Below are 16,535 nucleotides of genomic sequence, written 5' to 3' on the forward strand. Positions count from 1 at the left end.
GCAATCATGAACCGGGAAAACAGGCATCCTGTTCACGCCGCAGTTTGTCACACAAGCGGCCTTCCGGAATTTCGACATCCTCATAGGCGATGGTGCGGTCCCTGAGGATATCCCGTTTGAGCCGGCAGCCTTCGGAAAGCCCCATCGGCAGCAGATTCTCTCCCCGCTGAATCGCGGCATTCTCGATCATGCCGTAGGCGGTGAATCCGCCGATGCCGTCCAGCACCTCGCCCGCTTTCAGATCCTTTTTCGCCACGGTGATCACCTCGCAGACGGGACCGGCAAGGGGTGTCACGGCCGCATCCTGAAAGAGCACCGCCCGTGCCGCCGTCAGATGAACCTCCAGATGAGGAAGGTGATACGGCACATAAAAGGCATAAAGCGGTCCGTCCCCCATCTTGAAATACCGCATGTACCCCCGGCGGACGGGGTCGTCGTTGTAGCCGAGAACGAAAACGCCGGGGCCGGGCTCGGCCCCCAGGATATAATCGACCAGACCCGTCTCCCGCATCTTGTCCAGCGGAAAGAGGTTGACCGCCTCCCGGACGTGATCGCAGCGGGGGCCGTACATCCCGCGACGACCGACCCTGAAGCCCGTGGCATTGGCGACGACGGCGTTCTCCATCGATATCTTGGTGCCGTCGGCGAAGGACGTGGCCATCTTCGGACTGATATGGTGCTCCGCCGCGAACGCCTTCTGAGTTTCGGGGGTTCGGTAATAATCCTGAAGCCCCTTGATGTTCCCTGCCAGCACCGGGTTGTAGCCGATGGATTTCACGAAGCGGAACAGGTTCATCATCACTCCGGGCTGGTCCCCGTCGGCATTGGTGATGACCACGCCGGCCCGATCCGCATAGACCTTCAGGATGGGGCCCACGGTGGCATCCAGCTCCGCGTTCATCAATACGACGTGTTTGCGGTGTTCGATCGCCGCCAGGACGACCTCGGCGCTGAAGGCCACATCCCCGGTCGCCTCGATGATCACGTCGATGCCGTCGGCCTTGCAGACCAGCATCGGATCCTCGGTGATCACATACCGTCCCCTGGAAACGGCGTCCTCCACCTCGGCGACGCTTTCGGCCGTAATCGCCTCACGTCCGGCATCCTGATAAGCCTGACGCGCTTTGGACAGGGTTCTGTTGGATATGGCCGCAAGCCGCATGCCGTCGACGTATTGTTCGATCTGAAGCGCGACTCCCCGGCCGATATACCCCGCGCCGATCACGGCGACCCGAACGGGATTGTTCTCTGCCTCACGTTTTGCCAGAGCGGTGTCTACAATAATCATGTATTCTCAGTCTCCAGTGATTGAATATTCTCCCTGACGGCCGAATAGAGGTCCTCGGGCGTGCCGATGTCCACGTAACGGCCGTCTTCGAACACAACGGTTTCGGCCCTCACCCCCTGGGATATCGCAGTCCGGACGACATCGCCCACATGCAGCTCGCCCGGGGGTCTCTTGTCGGCGGCCTGCGCCGCCGCCAGGAAGCCGTTCATAAATCGGGTAAACACAGGGGTCCAGACGGCGATAATCCAGGTATGCGTCAGATCGGTAGCGCCGGGTTTGATGACGATTTCCCGAATCCGGCCTGAAGGATCCAGCGCAACCATGTCCATTTTATGGGGTCTGCTCGCCCGGTACAGTCCCAGAACGATATCTGCATCGGTCTCCGTTTGCCGCCCCAGAAGCCGCAAAAAAGCATCGTCCGGATCGAAGACGATGTCGGGAAACCCGAAAAGAATCAGGGCGTCGTTTACAAACGGAAAGGCCTGGTCCAGGGTATAGGGGGCCCCCGGCGTCGGATCCGTCATGATATAGGCCAGGCCGACCCCCATTCCTTTCCCGCTGCCCAGATAAGCAGGGATATCCCATTTGTCGGGCCGCGTAACGATAAATGCCGTCTTCGCGCCGGCCGTCGCCATCTTTTCGAGCAGGGATTGACACGCGACCCTCGGCCGCCGGCCCCCCTTCCCTCCGGCATTACCGTATCCTACGGGAAAGATCTCCTTGCTGCACGGCAGGGGAGCGATCCGGTTCGCGGAACCCGCGGCGGGGACGAGGCCGACCCGCTTCACCGATCGCCCTCCTCATCCGGGAGATTCCCCCGACCGGCATAATCCGGCCAACTGCCGTCCTTGTCGGATACGATGACGTTTTCCACCGCCGGCCACGATACGGCGAAAAACGGATCGTTCCAGCGAACCCCCCTTTCAGCGTCGGGATTATAGAATTCCGATACAAGATACATGACCTCGGTATCATCGGCAAGGGCCATGTAGCCGTGAGCGCACCCTTCCGGCACATACACCATCCGATCTTCCCGGGCATTCAACGTGATCCCGTACCAGGATTCGAATGTGGATGAATCGGGGCGAAGATCGATCATGACGTCGTAAATGGCGCCCCGGTTGCACCTGAACAGTTTCGCTTCGGCATGGGAGGCCAACTGATAGTGCATGCCCCGAAGCGTTCCTTTCCGGCGGGTGCCGGCGATATTGGTCTGAACGACCGTCGCTGCGAGGCCGTGGGCCGCAAACTCCCTTTGGCACCAGGCGCGGGCGAAAAAGCCTCGTTCGTCTTCACGTTTCTCGAGTCGGACAGCATAAGCCCCTTCAATGGGAAGCGCATCGAAAATCATGGATTCATCTCCCGGTAGCCGATACCCGCATAGCGGGCCACGGCGTCCCTTCCGATCATTCTGCGGCCGTCGACGACCAGCGGTTGAACGGTTCTTTCCGCGATGATCTCCGGCAGCCGTCGAAAGACATCCCAGCGCGTCAGCACAACGACGGCATCGGCCTCCACCACCGCGGTTTCCATGTGTTCATGGTAGGATATTCCCCGGTCTCCGAACAGTTTCCGGGCCGCCGACCCGGCCACGGGGTCTACGGCATGAATGTCGGCGCCTTCATCCTGAAGCCATTGGATCACCGGGATGGCGGGCGACTCCCGCATGTCGTCGGTGTCCGGCTTGAAGGCCAGTCCCAGCACCGCCACCCGAATGTCTTTCAGGCTCCTGAAATGGTCCTTCAACAATCTGATGATCTGATCGGGCTGGGTCCGGTTGACCGTTACGGCCCCGTCGAGGAGGGTCATGGGCTGCCCCAGACGGCGGCCGTGAGCGATCAGGGCCTTGACGTCCTTTGGGAAACAGCTCCCGCCGAATCCGCATCCCGCCTCCAGATAGGTGGTGAACCCGGGAACGACCCGGCTGCCGTCGGGAAGAATCGGGGAAAGCCGCTTGTCAAGGTGGACGCCCCGCATCACATCCACCACGTCGACACCCCCCAATGCAGAACATAAATTTCCGATTTCATTTGAAAAAGATATCATCGTCGCCAGAAGCGAATTGGCGGTGTACTTGATCATCTCCGCGGTTTTACAGGTGGTCCGGATCTTGTCGACGCCGTCGAACGGGCGATAGAGCAGATCGAGGCATTCAATACTCCGGTCGTCGATACCGCCCATGACGATTCGATCAGGGTTCATGAAGTCGGCCACGGCGTCGCCCTCCCTCAGGAATTCGGGATTCATGCCCAGGCCGAAGGCCTCCCCGGCACGTTTTCCGGAAGCCGCCTCCAGGCCGCGACGGACGGTTTCGTCGGTCGTCCCCGGCACCACCGTACTCTTGACCACCACCACGTGATACCCGGACTTCTCGCGGAGGACCGCACCGATCTCCCTTGCGGCCGCCTTGATTTGAGAGAGGTCGATCTCTTCTCCGTCAAAGGGCGTCCCCACGGCGATGATGGACAGCTCGGATCCGTGTACGGCGTCCGCGAGGTCCGTGGTCGCCCTGAGGTTCCCCCCGATATTGCGCTGCAACAGCGCATCGAGCCCCCGTTCGTAAATCGGCGAAATCCCGGCGTTGATCCGGGCGATCTTGTCGGCATCCATGTCCACGCAGACGACGCGATGCCCCTTCTCGGCCAGGCATACGCCCGACACAAGGCCGACATACCCCGTACCGATAATGGAAACGTTCATCAGGCATCCTCCCCGTTCCGGTTGTCGCCGTACCAGATCAACATCCGCCGCAATCCCTCCTCCAGCTCGATTCCCGGAGAATATCCCACCTCCGCGCGGGCCTTTTCAATGATGGGGCACCGCCGATTCGGGTTGTCGGTCAGATAACTCTCGTCTCCGCTTTGGCGGCGGACCACCCGACCCGGGTAGCCGAAGAGGTCGCGTCCCAACCCGACCACCTTCTCGGCCAACTCCCGCATGGAAATCTCGGGGGTGGAGACACCGATATTATAGGCCTCCCCGGGGCGACCGTGGACCAGTACCCTGAAATAACCCATGACGGCGTCCGCCACATAACAGAAGGTCCGGGTGGGGGAACCGTCCGACAGGAGGACGATGTCCTCCCCATTCAAAATGTTCCGCGCAAAATCCGGCAGAACACGACGGTCCGTGATCTTGAGGCCCGGTCCGTAATTGTTGAAAGGTCGGACAATCTTGATCGGAAGGCCGTATTGCCGGGCGAAGTTGACCGACAACGTCTCTCCGAACCGTTTGGACTCGTCGTAACAGGCTCGCGGCCCGGTGCAGGAGACCTCACCGGGATACGTTTCGTCGGTCGGAATACGATGGGGCGGGGGATCGCCGTATATCTCGCTGCTGGAGAAAAAGAGGAACCCCTCCACCGCTTTTTCCGCGGGTTGGCGCCGGCAATACTCCAGAAGCCGCCTGAGGCCGTTGACGTTGGCGTCCATGGTTTCGATGGGATGCTTTCGGTAGTATATCGGCGACGCGATGGACGCGGCGTGAATGATATACTGGAAATCGGGCATCGCATCCGGCAGGGGACCCGTAATGTCGTGCCGGACCAGGGTCAGGTCCGGATTTCCCGACAATGCCTTCAACCATTGGGGAACCCCGCGAATGTAATTGTCATATACCGTGAGCCGGATTCGCCGATCCGCCGGGACGTCGCCGTTCCGGGACAGAATGGCCTGAACCAGATAGTAGCCCAGAAAGCCGGCCCCTCCGGTGACGAGGACCGCTTTCCCCGCCAGTTTATCGAATGCCGCTTCGGCGCCCGTTCTGATATAGGCGAGATCCCGGGAAACGACGTCGTGAGCGCTATTCAGGTTTTCCATCGGCGTCACCATACCTTCCACGGCGCACGGCCGGAAGTCCACATTTCCTCCAGGACCATCTTGTCCCGCAGGGTATCCATCGGCTGCCAGAATCCCTTGTGGCGAAAGGCGGTCAGCTCGCCGTTCTCGGCCAGCCTTTCCATGGGCTGCCGCTCCCAGACGGTGTCGTCTCCCTCGATATACTCTACAGCCCCGGGCTCCAGCACAAAAAAGCCGCCGTTCACCCAGGCGCCGTCTCCCTGGGGTTTTTCGCGAAACGCCGCGATCCGGTCCTGTCCATGGCTCAGCTTGAAGGCCCCGAATCGGCCCGGCGGCTGAACCGCGGTCAGGGTGGCCAGCGTCTTGCGGGACTTGTGGAATGCGATCAAAGCGCGGATATCCAGGTCGGTCAGCCCGTCGCCGTAGGTGAAACAGAAGGTCTCGTCGCCGATATAGTCCTTCACGCGCCTGAGCCGACCGCCCGTCATGGTGTTCTCGCCCGTGTCCACCAGCGTGACCTGCCAGGGCTCGGCCGCGGTCCTGTGAACATGCATGCGGTTCTGGGACATGTCAAAGGTGACATCGGAGGAATGGAGAAAATAGTTGGCAAAATACTCCTTGATGCACAACCCCTTGTAACCGAGGCAGATGATGAATTCATCGATGCCGTAGAAGGAATAGATTTTCATGATGTGCCAGAGAATGGGTTTATCCCCGATCTCCACCATAGGCTTGGGTTTGACGCCGGTTTCTTCGGAAAGACGGGTTCCGAAGCCGCCGGCCAGAATGACGACTTTCATGTAAGATCCTCTGTCCGTTCTCTTTCTGTTAGGGTCCGTGAAGTCCTTGACTGCGCACATCATGCGGCCGTCGGAACGGCCGCACGATCTTTCACCTGTCGACAGCGGGAATCGCCCGCCCTTGCCATTCTCACATCGCACCGTTGCCGCGGAGAACGACGGGTATGGTTTTGATCAGAATCTTCAAATCCAGAAACAGGGACCATCTCTCGATGTAATAGAGATCGAGTTCGAGCCACTTGGAAAACGGCAGCTCACTGCGTCCGCTGATTTGCCACAGACAGGTGAGGCCCGGCTTCACACTGAATCGCTTGCGTTGAATGCCGCGGTCGAAGAGGTCGACATCCCTTACGGACATGGGTCTCGGTCCCACCAGGCTCATGCTTCCGGCCAGGACGTTGAAGAGCTGGGGCAGTTCATCCAGGCTCGTTCGGCGGATGAAGCGGCCGACAGGGGTCACCCGCGGATCATCGGCGATCTTGAATATAGGCCCTTCAGCTTCGTTCAAGTGTTCCAATTCCTTTAGTTTTTCTTCACTGCCCACATACATGGAACGGAACTTGATCATGTTGAAACGCCGTTTTTTGAGACCAATCCGCTCCTGGATGAAAAACACCGGTCCGGGAGAGTCGAATTTGATCGCCAGGGCGATGCATCCCATAAGGGGCAGGATCACCGGCAGCGACAGAACGACAAGGAAGACGTCGATCAATCGTTTCAACGCCAGTTTATACTCGTCCAGGGCAACGGGCTCAAGGGTCAGGAGGGGAATGTTGTCGAGCTTCATGAGGCTCACGCGGGCCACCTCGAGGTCGTACAGATCGGCCATGATCCTGAGTTTGATGCCCTCTTCCTCGCAGGCATGGGCGATGGATTCGGCATCCCCTATCAAGGTTCGGGGAACGGCCAGGATGACCTCGTCGACGACAAACCGCTTCAGAACGGCGCTGATATCCTCTATCGTGCCCAACAGCGGTCCACCCTGCACCTCGGCCCCGTCCCAGTCCGGACGGGGATCGAGATATCCGACGATGTCGATGCCCCACTCCGATTTTTCCTGCAGCAGCCGGGACAGCTGGGCCGCTCGAGGTCCGGTCCCGATGATCAGCACCTTTTGATAATTTTCGCCGCGCTTCAGGCTTCCGCGGAAATAGGCGACGATAACGAGGCGGTTTACGATGAGCAATACAAAAACGAGTCCCATGAAAATGATCACGACCAGGCGGCTGACATACTCGATTTTCATGATAAAGATGATGCCGATCAGAGCCGTTATCGTCGCCGAAACGCTGATAAAAACCGACCACAGCAATTTTGCCGCCGTCATTCGCCTCGGTGAGCAGTAGGCGCTGAAATAGGAGAGATGAAAGAGCATCAACGCCAGAATCATCGGCAGCAGCGAAAAGTGGATCAACGCGTCCGACGACCCGTCCGTGAACACCTCGAACCGCAGATAATATGCCGTCGTGAAAGCGATGATCGTCGAAATGATGTCGAATATCAACAGGGTTCGGTCGAATTGTTTGGATTTCTCCTCAAACATTTCACTGGGCCTTTTCGATCAAGTAGTTTACGCAACTTTCGGCTTTCGTCAGGGTGACCGGATTAAAGACTGAAGGCTGAAGACTGAAGGAAGATAAGCGCTCCGTTCGTCACAAGCGCACCCCCTTAGCTTTCAGCCTTCAGTCAACACCGAAAGTTGAAGATGCATTTATCGACATGAAAACAGGTACCGCCCCATATCTTATGCGCCAAAATCCATAATATTTCAACAAGAAATAGCTCCGCACAGTCGGTTACGACCCGAGGCCACCCATAACTTGTTTTATTTAAAGCTTTTTCGTTTCACCTGACAGCGATATCCGCAACCGCATCCAAGCCCCGCGTCGCCGCCCTTCGGGAACCGTTTTGACACCTACGCCGATATCCCGGCGAATCCGGAGCGGTTACGGCATCATGGATGCCGCCCGTTGATTGCCGAGATACAGTTCTTTCCGGGTCTGCCGGCTTCGAACACATCCCAGGATCCGATCGCGCCCGATCCGGTCCAGAAGGCTCCTGACGCGCTCGTGGGGAAGGATGCCGTAGTCCAGGACCATCAGGGCGCCGTCCCCATAGCCGGCCCGGTTTGCCGCTGCCGGGGGCGGAGAATCGTAGAGCACCGTTCGTTCATCGTAAGGCGCGGCCAATTCATCCAGGGTCTGTCCAGGCTGCCGTGATCGCGACAACCATGCCCGATGGGGACGGGCACGATCATGGGCCTCAGTGGGCATCGACGCGCTTGGAGCATCCCCGGAAGAGTGCTCCCAGATATCGGTCAGGCTGCCTGCCCCCATGAGGTTTTTCAGATCCGGCTTGCTCAGATCGCAATCCACCATCATGACCTGTCCCGGAGCGACTCCGGCGCACAATATGGATCTCGGCGACGGGGCTGAACCGGCCAGGGAAAGCAGGCTCCGGAACAGTTTGAAACATTCCGCCTCGATGGTATCCGAGCGCAACATCATCACCAGTTTGGGGCGTATCGCCGTCTCGCCGGACGCGGCTGGAACGCCGTCGGGATCCGGCGATTTCTCCGGCCGAAACGCTTCGGAAGAGATATCGTTCGCGGCCGCGGGAGGGTCTTTCTCCGTCGGCGAAACGCTCTTTGTCAAGGGATCTTTCTTTTCCGACACATCTTTCTTTTCCAACTTTTCCAAAGACGCCTGCTTTTTCGGCGGCCGCTTTTCTTCCGGCGGCGCCGCCGTCGATGGGGCTTCGCTCAGACGCTGTGCATCACCGGCGGTTGTTTCACGCCCGCCGATCGTTTCGGTATCCGCTCCCTCCTCGGCACGGTGGGAAAGCGACTTTTGGCCGTCGGGGATCCGGAGGATTTTCGCTTCTTTCGGTTCCCGAAAAATCGCGGCGTCCCGCACCACATCGGCGACGGGGCCTTCCACTGCGGCACTGCGTTCCCGCTCTTCCCGCAGAGTTTGGGGTTCGACCGGCACCGACCCGTGAAAACGCGATTTCCCAAAAGCCGCATCGCCGCGATCGATGACGCCGATCCTGCGCAGGCCCTCGGCAACGCGTCCCCTTACCCATCGAATGCCGTTCGCCGTATGCTTCCATTTCATAGTCGATCCCCCTCGGCGGCGATATCGATTCCCGCAAACAGACACCGCGGCCATGACCGCAGCGATCTGAATTTCCATAGCGTCTCTTCTGGATTCGCAATGGGATCAGGTTCCGGTTCTTGGGTCATCCCGCCCGGAACCACACCTCAAGCGACACATTGTCCTGCCCTGTCCCGGCGGTTCTGCAGAACCGCTGATAGCGGCATGACGCGAACGTCACCAATTCATCAATCTCCGCCGTACGATTGCAAAGCATCCGATAAGCCCCAGGCCCAGAATCGCCAGGGCACGTGGACCGAGTCCGACGTTTTCGCCGACGTCGGGATCGGTTGCATAGGTCCAGATCCAGTCATTCCGGTGCGATCCGCCCGCGGTCGACCGGGATGCCGTCTCCCTGCCGATCGGACCGCCCTGAAGGCCGGACGAGGCTTCGAACCCGTCTTGTTCGCCCTGGAAGGCGTCTTCATTGTCAAAATCGAACACCTTGAACTCCAGGGGATTGATGCCGTAAGTCGCGAGACGGTAGCGGTCCCCGATGCCGTCATGGACCCTCTCTTCAACGGGATTTCCGGTGAAAGCCTCCAAGACCGTCGTGTCGTCGAGGCTCGATCCATCATCCCAACCCAGCGACGCCGTGAAGACGGCAGGGTTTTCCGGCATCACACCCGGATCATCACCATTGTCTGCAACCGCCTTGATCGTGAAGGTCAAAACCAGAAACGACATCACCCAGACCCGACAAATCCGCTTCATGACTCCTCCAGCACACCGTGACAATCCATAGTCGTGCCTAAATATAAAAGTTAAATGAGACTATAATAACTATCCATTGTCAAGTGTCGAGTTTTGTCTATTCATAACGCGGCGACCGGAAATCCCTGTCGATCGATAACGACGGACACCAAAGTCTCCGGTTTATTGACATGTTATGAAATGCCGCTGCCGCCGTCAACCCGGCAGCTCAGGATGCTCCGCCGGATAAAATTATTTACAAGCAAAATCGATACCAAGGACTCAAATGCTGTGCCGGGGCCTCCGATTTGATCGTTAACACCACAAAATGACGTGATTTTTTCCAGGTGAATACGATTTGTTATGCCCTTTTAAAAAGAGCTCTTTTCGCTTTTTTTGGTCAAGGATGACAAAAAACGTCACGACCTTGACGGCCTGTCGGCGGGAAATGGAAAAGGGTCCGAACGGAGGGATCGCGCCTTCCGATCCCTCGGCAAACCGGAGGAATCGAAAGGCGACGGGATAAATGACGGGGGGATGGGGTTGTCGTGCTCAGATATTGGCTGAAACGAGGATCACTTCAATGGCCGATATCTTCCCGTTGTCAATCGCAGCGCCGAAGTCGATGTCAAGGCTGCCGTCGACGACCCGGACGTTGTTGATGGTTTTGACCACGGCGGTTTTCGACCCCACCTCCCGAACGATGTCAAAATTATCCAGTGCAAACTGACGGTTTTCCACCTCGAGATCAAAAACCCGGGAGTTCACCGAGGAAAAATAGATCTCGGCAAAATGCAGTTTCACCGTATAGACGCCCGAGCTCACCGGCAGGCTGTACCCGAAGGTTTTCCCGAATCGCTCGGTCTGATAGAGAAGGTCGGCGGTCGTACCGGCGATGGACGCGGCGTTCCGATACGTCTTTGTCGATCCGCTGTAATAGCGATCGCCGTCCCAATCGACGCCGCCGGCGGTCACGGCAGGGCCGCCGGCATTGATCCGGTGGACCACGTCCGATGAGGCGGTGCCGCCGGAAACGGGAATGTAGGCGGCCACCTGATTTGAAAACCCGCTTTCTTTCCCGTCCGTGGTCAGCACGGTGGCTGCAAAATAATAATAGACACCCTCCTTCAGCCCTGAAAGGGTGCAGCTGGTGGTCTTGGCCACACTGATGTTAGAGGCATAACTGGTCTTGGACGTACCGTAATATATTTTGTAACCTTTCAGATAAGGGCTCGTGTTCGCCGTCCAGCCAAGGGTTATATCGCCGGCATGCACCGAACCCGCACCCCAAACGCATCCCATCGCGATCAAAAGCCCGGCACACACACTGCGGGAAAACACCTTTCTCAAATCCGTTACAATCCACTCATAAAAATTTCTCATCGACATTTCTCCTGAAACTCAACCTTAAGGCAGTCTATTGGATGATGTACTCCTGTTTCGATTTCGGTATCTAACTGCCTGCAATTTCTGATTCTATATTCGAAGTAGACACAGATCCAATCAAATTTTCGAACGGTTTCCCAAAAATTCGATACGGCGACGACAACACCGTTTCTGTGATTATTAAGGAACTCGGGCGCTCCAGGAACCTTTGATCGAGAAAATTCTCTACAATTTCCTAAAACGTGTATATTTAACGTGATTCCAATCTGTTAATTCGAATCACACTCACAGGTACGATAGCACGTTATAGGTTTCACGCTTCTTTTTCTGTTAACTATTACCATTCACGCAATTCTAAGGGTGAAATACAAAAGCCAAGCGAATGAACTACAAAAAATTCAAATGCTTGGCTTTTTAACCCTGAAAACGGTTCAGGTTCGTTTCTCAACTTTCGACTTTCACAGGCCGGTGCCGGAAGGCGACGGCGGCCGACATCTCCCCATCCGCCGCGGAAGCGAGCGTTTTTTCGAAATCCGCGCCGCGTTACAATCTGGCAGTGCCGTCAAAGCCGGTCATGATCACCTCGATCGCCGATACCTTTCCATTGTCGACAAGGGCCTCGAAATCGATGTCGAGGCTGCCGTCGACGACCTGGATATTCTCGATCGTTTTGACGAAAGCGGCGTTGGGACCCGCCGCCGAGACGATATCGAGACCGTCGATCCGGCCCTGGCCGTCTTCCAGGTCGATATTGAATACACGCTTCCCGACCGATGAAAAATAGATCTCGGCAAAATGGAGATTGACGGTATAGGTGCCGGGGTCGACCGGGATAATGTAGCTGAACCGCTTCCCGTACCGTTCGCTCTGATACAGGCCATCAGCTGTGGTCCCCGCGATGGTTTGGGTCCGGGCATAGGTGCCGGTGGAACCGCTGTAATACCGGTCGGCCTCCCAGTCCGCACCGTCGAGGGTCACGGCCTTGCCGCCGGTGTTGATGCGGTGAACCACCGTGTTGACCGGAATATCCGCCGCGTTTTCGGATGAGAGGATTTCGATGGCGGAGATCTTGGCGTTGTCGGCCAGGGCCGCAAAATCGATGTCGAGGCTGCCGTCGGTGACATTAACGTCCGCGATGGTCCTGACGAGGGCGCAGTCGGGTCCGGCCGCTGAAACAATATCCATCTGAAACGAACCGGCTTGAGCGTCTTCCACGGAGACGTCGAAAATCCGTTTGCCGGCTGACGAGAAGTAGATCTCGGCAAAATGGAGTCTCACCGTGTAGGTGCCGGCCGCCACCGGGAAATTGTAGCTGAATCGGCTGCCGTACCGCTCACTCTGATACACCGCGTCAGCCTGGGTTGCCCCGATGGCGGTCGTATTCCGATAGACCTTCGTGGCACCGTTGAAAAACCGGTCGGCTTCCCAGACCAACCCATCGGTCGTTACGGCAGGTCCGCCGGCATTGATGCGGTAAAGAGCTTCGCCTGCCGGGCTTTGATCTTCACCCGCCGATTCATCTGTTCTGGGATCCGTACCGTAGAGGTGAACCTCGTCCCCGTCGCTCACCCCGTCGCCGTCGGTGTCGGGGTTCTCGGGGTTGGTGCCGTAAATATGGGTTTCGTCACTGTCGGTAAGGCCGTCGCCGTCGGTATCCGTGACAACGGGAACTATCTTGAATACCTCGATGGCGGCGATCTTGGCATTGTCGGCCAGCGCTTCAAAGGCGATATCCAGGCTGCCGTCACTGACGTGGATGTCGTTTATCGATTTGACGCAAGCACGGTCGGCGCCGACCGTCGAGAAAATGTCCAGTTGAACCAATCGTGCCTGGGCGTTCTCCACGTCGACGTCGAAAATCCGTTTGCCGGCCGAGGAGAAATAGATCTCGGCAAAATGGAGTCTCACCGAATAGACCCCCGGCGTCGCCGGCAGGCTGTAGCTGAACCGCTTGCCGAATCGTTCGCTCTGGTACAGGGCCTCCGGGGCGGTGGATGCGATGGACTTTGCCTTGACATAGGTGTTGCTCGCACCGCCGTAAAAGCAATCCGCGTCCCAGGTCAGGCCGTCGGCCGTAATCGCCGTACCGCCGGCGTTGATGCGGTAAATCGGCTCGGCAACCCAGTCGCCGTTGGGATCTCCGACGACATCGACGCGAGTGGGGTCCGTACCGTTGACATGGATCTCATCGCCGTCGCTCACCCCGTCACCGTCCGTGTCGGCGTTGTCGGGATCCGTCCCGTAGATCTCGAGTTCGTCCGTGTCCGACACGCCGTCGCCGTCGGTGTCGGATACGGGAATCCGATGCTGGACCTCATTGGAGTAGCCGCTTTCAAGGCCGGATCCGTCATAGGCGGTGGCGGCAAAATAATAGGTCTTTTGTTCCTCGAGTCCGGATATGCTGCAGCTGAGGGTATTCCCGACGTTGAGGGTCTGGCGGTAATCGCCGCTTCCGGTGCCGTAATGGATCCTGTAACCCGCCGCCTGGGTATTGGCGGGCGGATCCCAGGCCAGCACGACGTTTCCCGCATGGGCGACCTGGGTCAACATGAAAAAACTGATCAGAATACCGAGGGCAAAGCAGCCCGCGGATAAGACTTTAGGGTGTGAAGGGGCAGTAAAAACAAAGTATTTCATCGCAACATCTCCTTTGATTCTGTAGATGTCGCAAGGTTACAGCGGAGATGAAGCCGTAGGCGGGCTTTATCAAACCGGCAACCCTGCTACCATATCCCGATGATTCGGGGTTTAGGCCAGTGGCTTTGCGTCCCACCCTTTCGGATGGTTTGCCTTTTTCGTGTTTGTTGTGCATCCCGGGACGACGGTGTCGCTGCAAAACGTCCGGGAAGGGCTGAAGCGGTGTCGAAATCAGGATCTTATATTGACCTCCTTGGTGATTCGGGTTTTTTCAAAATGCCGCCGTGACTTGGGCGGGTCTGTTGGCGATCGCCGTCGTTTACCGGACTCTATACCCCTGGAGGCGCCCGCCATTCAATCGACTATTGAAACCCATAAATGTGGATTATTTCGCAAGCCTCTCCATCAGGGTGAAAAAATCGCTTTTGGGGAGGGCATAATCCCGGTCCGGGACGGTCACTGGAAGGGTTGGGGTTGACAAGGATGGGGGAATAAGGTTTTAGGGTGTTAAGGTTTTAAGGTTTATTGAATTCAGTGGGGGTTCAGGATGGTGAGGGTGGGTGTTCGGAATGCCGGAAACGGCGGGGAGGAGCTGAGATGATGCGGGTTTCCGTCCATGGGGGGCACAGCGGGGAATTCTGTTGCCATGCAAAGAACACCCTGGAAGCGGTGGTTCTCGCCTACATCGACCGAGGGTTCGCCTGGTTCGGCCTCACGGAGCACATGCCGCCGCCGGACAACCGCTTCCGCTATCCCGACGAGATCGCCGCCGGGTTCGACGCCGTAAAACTTTACGACCGCTTTGCCCGCTACATGGCCGCCGCCCGGCACCTGCAGCAGAAATACGCCGGAACGGCCCGCATCCTGGTGGCTTTCGAGACCGAGGCCTACACGGGCGCACCGGTATTTGCCGCGGCCCTGCGCCGGACCTTCCGTCCGGATTATGTCGTAGGGTCGGTCCACCATGTCAACGACATCCCCATCGACGCAACGGCGGATCAGTATCGACAAAGCGCCGCGATCTCCGGCGGCATCGACGGCCTCTACCGCGACTACTTCGACCGGCAGTACGAAATGCTTTGCGTTCTGAAGCCCGAGGTGGTGGGCCACTTCGACCTGATCCGCATCTTCGATCCGGCATACCGCGACCGGCTCGAAAATCCGGAAATCCGGGACCGGATTCGTCGGAATCTGGCCCTGATCCGGGAGGAAAACATGATCCTCGACTACAACGTCCGTGCCCTTGCAAAGGGCATGACGGAGCCTTACGTCTCGGCGTCCATCCTCCGGGAAGCCCGGCGCATGGGCATCGCCGTGGTGCCGGGGGACGACGCCCACGGCGTCGACGACGTCGGTTTGAACATCGATGAGGGCATGGCCGCTCTCCGGGCGGCTGGATTCGATACGGCGTGGCGGATGCCGTCCCCGAAGGTGCCCTGACGGGCGGCGGAAAACAACGGCTCTCAGGGGGACCGTCCGCAGTACGGCATGACAATTTCGACCCGGGTGTCGCGAACACGTCGCCGCCCGACCAGAGAAAGGAGTTCGAATGGGGGTTGAGGAACACAAAAAAGGGGCATTGAAAAGGGTTCGACTGGGCATCGTCACCCTCTCGACGACCCGCGGGCCGGCCGAGGATGAAAGCGGCAACTGGATGGCGGCGGCGTCCCGGGAAAAGGGGCACGAGATCCTCTTTCACCGGGTGCTGCCCGACGACGCCGCCGTCATTCGGGAAACACTGCTCAGCCTCCTGGACGAACACGATCCCGACGCCGTTCTCATGAACGGCGGTACCGGCGCCGACCCCGCGGACGTGACCATCGAAGCGGTCCACCCCCTCTTCCGGAAGGAATTGACCGCCTTCGGAGCGCTTTTCGCACAGCTCAGCTACGCCGACATCGGGGCCGCGGCCCTGATCTCCAGGGCATCGGCCGGGATCATCGGCCGGACGGCCGTGTTCTGCATGCCGGGCAGCATCAAGGCCTGCCGGCTTGCCTGCGACCGCCTCGTCTTTCCCGAACTCGGGCACCTCGTCAAGCACATCCGAACGGGATGAGCCGACGCCGCCCATGACGTCCTGAAGCCGGAACGACGCCGTTCTACCAGCTGTAGGGCAGGCTCTTGTGGATGGTGATCCGTTTTCGACGGATGGAGATGTAGCCGTCGCTGGTGAGGTCCTTGATCACCCGGCTGACCATCTCCCGGGAGGCGCCCACCATGCTGGCGATTTCCTGGTGGGTGAGTTTTTCCCTGATCTGAACGCCGGGCTCCGAGGTGCCGGCCAGTTGAATCAACAGCCGGGCCACGCGACCGTAAACATCCATCAGCGCAAGGCTCTCGATCTTCTTGTTGGCTTCCCGAAGCCGCCGCTGGAGTTCCATCAGGAGATTGAGCATGACGTCCGACGACAGGAGCTTCTTGAAATCGCTCTTGGCGATGATCATGAGCTTGCAGGGGTCCCGGGTCATGACAAAGGCCGAGCGGGGCTCGCCGTCCATGAGAGCCATCTCGCCGAAATACTCGTTGGGCCCAAGCCGGGAGAGGATGATCTCCTTTCCGTCTTCGTCGTTGATGCCGACGTTGACGCGCCCTTCGCAGATCACGTAGAAGGAATCGGATTCGTCCCCCTCGCTGAAAAGGATCGTGTTCTTGGGATAGGACTTGATCTTGACCACCCGGCCGACCGCCTCGAGCTCCTTGTCACTCAGGCTTTCAAACAGGGGGACCTTCTTGAGCAGTTCGATGATTTCCGTCGTTTCGGTCATATCCGCCGTCCATG

General features: G+C 58.3%; 14 protein-coding genes and 1 riboswitch. Of the genes, 2 read left to right on the forward strand and 12 right to left on the reverse strand.

Going from position 1 to position 16,535, the window contains the following annotated elements; genetic code table 11:
• Nucleotides 1–4 precede the first annotated feature (4 nt).
• The 11 genes from dmul_RS16115 to dmul_RS16165 all read right to left on the reverse strand — a co-directional run bounded on the left by dmul_RS16115 (nucleotide 5) and on the right by dmul_RS16165 (nucleotide 13,756).
• On the reverse strand, nucleotides 5–1,288 hold the full coding sequence (locus dmul_RS16115) for an NAD(P)H-dependent oxidoreductase (RefSeq protein WP_020877849.1): 1,284 nt from the start codon (nucleotides 1,286–1,288) through the stop codon (nucleotides 5–7).
• Nucleotides 1,285–2,076 (reverse strand): nucleotidyltransferase family protein, encoded by a 792-nt coding sequence (locus dmul_RS16120; protein WP_020877850.1) that lies wholly within the window; start codon nucleotides 2,074–2,076, stop codon nucleotides 1,285–1,287. The genes dmul_RS16115 and dmul_RS16120 overlap by 4 nt, the downstream gene beginning before the upstream one ends.
• Entirely contained in the window at nucleotides 2,073–2,639 is a 567-nt protein-coding gene (gene rfbC, locus dmul_RS16125; RefSeq protein WP_020877851.1) for a dTDP-4-dehydrorhamnose 3,5-epimerase, read from the reverse strand. The genes dmul_RS16120 and rfbC overlap by 4 nt, the downstream gene beginning before the upstream one ends.
• Nucleotides 2,636–3,988, reverse strand: a complete 1,353-nt coding sequence (locus dmul_RS16130) for a UDP-glucose dehydrogenase family protein (protein ID WP_020877852.1) — start codon at nucleotides 3,986–3,988, stop codon at nucleotides 2,636–2,638. The genes rfbC and dmul_RS16130 overlap by 4 nt, the downstream gene beginning before the upstream one ends.
• The gene (locus dmul_RS16135) at nucleotides 3,988–5,106 is read right to left on the reverse strand and encodes an NAD-dependent epimerase/dehydratase family protein (RefSeq protein WP_040416305.1); all 1,119 of its coding nucleotides are present in this window, start codon (nucleotides 5,104–5,106) and stop codon (nucleotides 3,988–3,990) included. The genes dmul_RS16130 and dmul_RS16135 overlap by 1 nt, the downstream gene beginning before the upstream one ends.
• 5 nt (nucleotides 5,107–5,111) lie before the next feature.
• Nucleotides 5,112–5,885, reverse strand: a complete 774-nt coding sequence (rfbF, locus tag dmul_RS16140; RefSeq protein WP_020877854.1) for a glucose-1-phosphate cytidylyltransferase — start codon at nucleotides 5,883–5,885, stop codon at nucleotides 5,112–5,114.
• Nucleotides 5,886–6,015: 130 nt separating this feature from the next.
• Complete coding sequence (locus dmul_RS16145; protein ID WP_020877855.1) at nucleotides 6,016–7,428, reverse strand: sugar transferase; 1,413 nt, start codon at nucleotides 7,426–7,428, stop codon at nucleotides 6,016–6,018.
• Between the two features lie 403 nt (nucleotides 7,429–7,831).
• Entirely contained in the window at nucleotides 7,832–9,079 is a 1,248-nt protein-coding gene (locus dmul_RS16150) for a P-loop NTPase family protein (RefSeq protein WP_040416129.1), read from the reverse strand.
• Nucleotides 9,080–9,217: 138 nt separating this feature from the next.
• Nucleotides 9,218–9,754 (reverse strand): hypothetical protein, encoded by a 537-nt coding sequence (locus dmul_RS16155; RefSeq protein ID WP_020877857.1) that lies wholly within the window; start codon nucleotides 9,752–9,754, stop codon nucleotides 9,218–9,220.
• 531 nt (nucleotides 9,755–10,285) lie between these two features.
• Nucleotides 10,286–11,116 (reverse strand): malectin domain-containing carbohydrate-binding protein, encoded by an 831-nt coding sequence (locus dmul_RS16160; protein ID WP_020877858.1) that lies wholly within the window; start codon nucleotides 11,114–11,116, stop codon nucleotides 10,286–10,288.
• Between the two features lie 546 nt (nucleotides 11,117–11,662).
• Nucleotides 11,663–13,756, reverse strand: a complete 2,094-nt coding sequence (locus dmul_RS16165) for a malectin domain-containing carbohydrate-binding protein (RefSeq protein WP_020877859.1) — start codon at nucleotides 13,754–13,756, stop codon at nucleotides 11,663–11,665.
• A gap of 73 nt (nucleotides 13,757–13,829) precedes the next feature.
• Nucleotides 13,830–13,920: riboswitch (cyclic di-GMP riboswitch) on the reverse strand.
• Nucleotides 13,921–14,353: 433 nt separating this feature from the next.
• Here dmul_RS16165 and dmul_RS16170 point away from each other — a divergent pair.
• Both dmul_RS16170 and dmul_RS16175 read left to right on the forward strand, forming a co-directional pair.
• Entirely contained in the window at nucleotides 14,354–15,196 is an 843-nt protein-coding gene (locus tag dmul_RS16170; RefSeq protein ID WP_020877860.1) for a histidinol-phosphatase, read from the forward strand.
• A 109-nt stretch (nucleotides 15,197–15,305) separates the two neighbouring features.
• Entirely contained in the window at nucleotides 15,306–15,812 is a 507-nt protein-coding gene (locus tag dmul_RS16175; protein WP_020877861.1) for a MogA/MoaB family molybdenum cofactor biosynthesis protein, read from the forward strand.
• Between the two features lie 43 nt (nucleotides 15,813–15,855).
• On the opposite strand, the gene dmul_RS16180 is transcribed toward dmul_RS16175, so the two are convergent.
• Entirely contained in the window at nucleotides 15,856–16,521 is a 666-nt protein-coding gene (locus dmul_RS16180) for a Crp/Fnr family transcriptional regulator (protein WP_020877862.1), read from the reverse strand.
• Between the last annotated feature and the right edge of the window lie 14 nt (nucleotides 16,522–16,535).

The sequence above is a fragment of the Desulfococcus multivorans genome (genome assembly GCF_001854245.1).
Lineage (GTDB): Bacteria > Desulfobacterota > Desulfobacteria > Desulfobacterales > Desulfococcaceae > Desulfococcus > Desulfococcus multivorans.